The organism is Citrobacter sp. Cpo030 (assembly GCF_030333005.1).
GTDB classification, from domain to species: Bacteria; Pseudomonadota; Gammaproteobacteria; order Enterobacterales; family Enterobacteriaceae; genus Citrobacter; species Citrobacter portucalensis.
The window spans coordinates 1-4,622 of sequence record NZ_JAOWGT010000042.1 but is presented as its reverse complement, the minus strand read 5'-3'; the positions used below and the strand labels follow the sequence as shown (position 1 = coordinate 4,622).

The window sequence follows — 4,622 nt, the reverse complement described above, 5'->3', positions numbered from 1 at the left end:
GTATTCCCGGATGTCGCCGACAAAAATTTTAAACTACTTCAGCAACAAATCTTCACGAATGCCAGCTGGTTCTACATCCTTGCTGTGGCCCTGATTTTACTGAGTGTCACGTTCCTGGGACTCTCACGCTACGGTGATATCAAGCTGGGCCCGGACCATGCGCAGCCTGATTTCAGCTACCACTCCTGGTTTGCGATGCTTTTTTCGGCAGGGATGGGGATCGGACTGATGTTCTTTGGCGTTGCCGAACCTGTAATGCATTATCTTTCGCCTCCCGTCGGCACCCCGGAGACCGTTGCGGCAGCGAAGGAAGCAATGCGTCTGACCTTCTTCCACTGGGGACTGCACGCATGGGCAATTTATGCCATTGTGGCGCTGATTCTGGCGTTCTTCAGTTACCGTCACGGTCTGCCGTTAACCCTGCGCTCCGCACTCTATCCCATTATCGGCGATCGCATATACGGGCCTGTAGGTCATGCGGTTGATATTTTCGCTGTTATCGGCACGGTCTTTGGCGTTGCGACCTCGCTGGGTTATGGTGTTTTGCAGGTGAATGCCGGTTTGAACCATCTTTTCGGGGTGCCCATCAATGAAACGGTGCAGGTTATTCTGATCGTGGTCATCACGGGGTTAGCGACGATTTCAGTGGTGTCCGGCCTGGATAAGGGAATACGTATCCTGTCTGAGCTCAATCTGGGTCTGGCGTTGTTGCTCCTGGCGCTGGTCCTGTGTCTGGGACCAACCGTGCTTCTGCTGAAGTCATTTGTGGAAAATACGGGCGGTTATCTTTCGGAACTGGTGAGTAAAACGTTCAACCTTTACGCGTATGAGCCTAAGTCGAGCAACTGGCTGGGGGGCTGGACATTACTGTACTGGGGATGGTGGCTTTCATGGTCGCCGTTTGTGGGGATGTTCATCGCACGGGTCTCCCGCGGGCGAACCATTCGCGAGTTTGTCACCGGCGTGCTGTTTGTTCCCGCGGGTTTTACGCTCATGTGGATGACGGTGTTTGGTAACAGCGCGATCTATCTCATTATGAACCAGGGGGCCACAGACCTCGCCAGTACCGTTCAGCAGGATGTGGCGCTGGCCCTGTTTAATTTCCTGGAGCATTTCCCGTTCTCTTCCGTGCTGTCATTCATCGCAATGGCGATGGTCATCGTCTTCTTTGTCACGTCTGCTGATTCAGGGGCAATGGTTGTTGATTCTCTGGCATCAGGTGGAGTGGCAAACACACCCGTCTGGCAGCGAATATTTTGGGCCTCGCTCATGGGCATTGTCGCAATTGCGCTTCTCCTTGCCGGAGGGCTAAGTGCGCTGCAAACAGTGACAATAGCGAGTGCATTGCCATTCTCAGTGATCTTACTGATATCTATATACGGACTTTTAAAAGCTTTGCGCCGGGATTTGACCAAGCGTGAAAGCCTGAGCATGGCGACAATTGCTCCTACGGCTGCACGTAACCCAATTCCCTGGCAGAGAAGGTTACGCAATATCGCGTATCTGCCGAAGCGATCTCTTGTGAAACGTTTTATGGACGACGTCATCCACCCCGCCATGACGCTGGTTCAGGAAGAGCTGAACAAGCAGGGGACGATAAGCCACATCAGTGACGCAGTCGACGATCGTATTCGTCTTGAAGTCGATTTGGGTAACGAGCTGAATTTTATATATGAAGTGAGGCTTCGCGGGTATAGCTCACCGACCTTCGCGCTCGCCGCGATGGATAATAATGAGCAGCAGACTGAACAACATAGATATTATCGCGCTGAGGTATATCTCAAAGAAGGCGGTCAAAATTATGATGTGATGGGCTGGAACCAGGAGCAGCTGATTAATGACATACTGGACCAGTACGAAAAACATCTGCACTTCCTGCACCTGGTTCGTTAACAGCAACATGCCGTCCTGGGGGCGGCAATTATTTATCCCGGCCGCAATATGAGGAATGCAGAATGATTTCACGCTGGAAATGGATTCTGAAGCAGACATTTAAAAAGCTATGGTTCAGGGCAACGTTATTCGCCATTGTCGCGATAATAACGGCCCTTTTATCAATTCTTTTTAAATCAATGATACCTGAGTCGGTTTCCGTGAAGGTTGGTGCGGAAGCAGTCGATAACATTCTGAACATACTGGCATCGAGTATGCTGGCAGTGACCACTTTTTCGTTGAGTATCATGGTCACAGCCTACGGTTCAGCCACTACTAATGTGACTCCCAGAGCTACGCGTTTAGTTGTTGAAGACGTGACCACACAAAATGTACTGGCCACCTTCATCGGTTCTTTTCTCTTCAGTCTGGTAGGGATTATTGCCCTCAATATGGGAGCTTATGGAGAAAGGGGGAGAGTCATTTTATTCATTGTCACACTGGTTGTCATTGCCTTAATCCTCATCACATTGCTTCGCTGGATACAGCATTTGACCTCTCTGGGGAGGGTTGGTGAGACAACGGCAAAAGTAGAACAGGCGGCCATCGAATCATTTATTGCGAGAGCAAGAAATCCCTTTCTCGGCGGATATCCATGGCTTGAGAACAATGAACAGCCGAAAGGAACGGTTGCAGTTTATCCGAAGAAGATTGGCTATGTTGAATATATTGATATGGTGAAACTTAGCAAACTGCTGACCAATGATCCCCGTCATGTATACCTCGTGGCGCAGCCAGGCAGTTTCATACATCCATCCATGCCAGTTTTGTACCTGAGTCAAGGCCAGGAGTCATCAATCAGCGCCGATTTACTTGAGAGGATTATTGTCTCGGATGTACGTTCATTTGCTCAGGATCCCCGATTTTGTCTTAGCGTCATGGCCGAAATAGCCTGCCGGGCCCTTTCCCCCGCAGTGAACGATCCTGGAACCGCCATTGATGTCATTGGCAGAGGTGTTCGTATACTTTCCACTTACGCGCAGAATAAATCTGATGAAATAGAAGTGAAATATCCTTCAGTTCATGTTGCACCACTTCAGAATAACGATCTACTGGAAGACTTTTTCTCACCTGTCGCGCGCGATGGCGCCAGTATGAGGGAGATTCAGATAAGAGTCCTTAAAGGACTGTCTATGCTGAGTAAGGGTTGGCCTGGGGTATTTTCTGAGGCCGCGCATAATTTAGCATTTGAAACATTAGAGCATGCAACACGTGCTGACCATATAAATTCTGAAAAATATCTAATAAAATCAATTTATTATAATTTATTTGGTGGCGAAGATTCTAATAAAAAACCATAGTTGCGGAGCAAGCGATTCGGTTGTTGGCAAGTAAAGGGGGTCCGCTTGGAAAACGGAATCTATGGTCACTCCCGTTTTTGCAACACCGATTTTGACGACAAGTTGGCTTGCTTGAATCTATCCGGCGTCTGAATGGGATTTTATTCCCGCGCCTCGATGAGTTCCGCGCCTGATGAACCTCCAGAAAATATACGGCTTCAATGAGCCTTTCCGTTTTACAGGTTCCTCAACAGGCCGGTGGGCCGTTAGTATCATCAATATCAGTATTCGCAAAACCAGATGAATGATTGTTTAAACTGGTGTATTTCTGCCTTTATGCTTCGTAAGTTTGCTGTCGCGCCGTCAGTGCCCAGGCTATTCTGGCCAGCTTGTTTGCCAGAGCACAGGTGACGACAAAGTTGCTTTTCCGACACAACAACTCCCTGACCCAGTCGGCCAACTTGCCAGACTGGTGTTCCAGTTTTTGTATGAATACCCTGGCACACTGAACCAACAAAGTTCGGATCTTTTTGTTGCCCCGCTTGCTAATCCCTAACAATGTCGTCCGACCTCCCGTGCTGTACTGTCGGGGTACCAGCCCTGTTGCCGCCGCAAAGTCACGGCTGCTGGCGTACTGCTTCCCGTCGCCAATCTCAGTTGAAATAGTACTGGCAGTCAGCGTTCCAACGCAGGGAATACTCAGCAAGCGCTGTCCAACCTCATCTTCGTCCAACTTTCGTTTCAACTGAGATTCCAGATCTTTAATCTGCTCAACAAGATAGTGATAATGCTGTTGTAATTTCAGCAGTAACTGGCTGAGATAAAGAGGCAAACTACTGTCCTCAAGAAGGGTACTCAGTCGACTAATAACGGCAGCACCTCGCGGAACGCTGATACCAAATTCCAGCAGAAAAGCATGCATCTGATTAGTTGTTTTCACCTTATCCTGAACCAGGGATTCACGGACACGATGCAGAGCTCGCATTGCCTGCTGAGATTCGGTTCTGGGCTGCACGAAACGCATAGATGGACGTGATGCTGCTTCACAGATAGCTTCAGCATCAACGAAGTCATTTTTGTTGCTTTTAACGAATGGGCGGACAAATTGCGGTGATATCAGCTTTGGAAAATGCCCTAACTCTGCCAGCTTGCGTGCCATAAAGTGAGAACCGCCACAGGCTTCCATCGCGATGGTTGTTGCCGGGCATGTCGCCAGAAATTCGATTAGCTTTGGTCGGGTGAATTTTTTACGGTAAACGGCCTTCCCACGATGATCCTGACAATGAATATGGAAAGAGTTCTTACCCAGATCGATACCAATAAGCGCAATGTTTTCCATGATGGTTCTCCGAATGAAAGCCTGTCCTCAGCATAGTACCGGGAAGGAGGGAGTGACCATCTCATTAAATA

General features: G+C 49.0%; 3 protein-coding genes. 2 read left to right on the top strand and 1 reads right to left on the bottom strand.

The window, feature by feature from the left end:
- Positions 1–1,893: BCCT family transporter (locus OGY37_RS02480; protein ID WP_286619996.1), on the top strand; the 1,893-nt coding region annotated here is incomplete at its 5' end.
- Between the two features lie 62 nt (positions 1,894–1,955).
- A complete protein-coding gene (locus OGY37_RS02475) occupies positions 1,956–3,233 on the top strand; it encodes a DUF2254 domain-containing protein (RefSeq protein ID WP_003026025.1) in 1,278 nt (425 codons plus the stop codon).
- Positions 3,234–3,546: 313 nt separating this feature from the next.
- Here OGY37_RS02475 and OGY37_RS02470 read toward each other — a convergent pair whose 3' ends face one another.
- Positions 3,547–4,551: an IS110-like element IS5075 family transposase gene (locus tag OGY37_RS02470; RefSeq protein WP_000427614.1), complete on the bottom strand. Its 1,005-nt coding sequence runs from the start codon at positions 4,549–4,551 to the stop codon at positions 3,547–3,549.
- Positions 4,552–4,622: the final 71 nt, after the last annotated feature.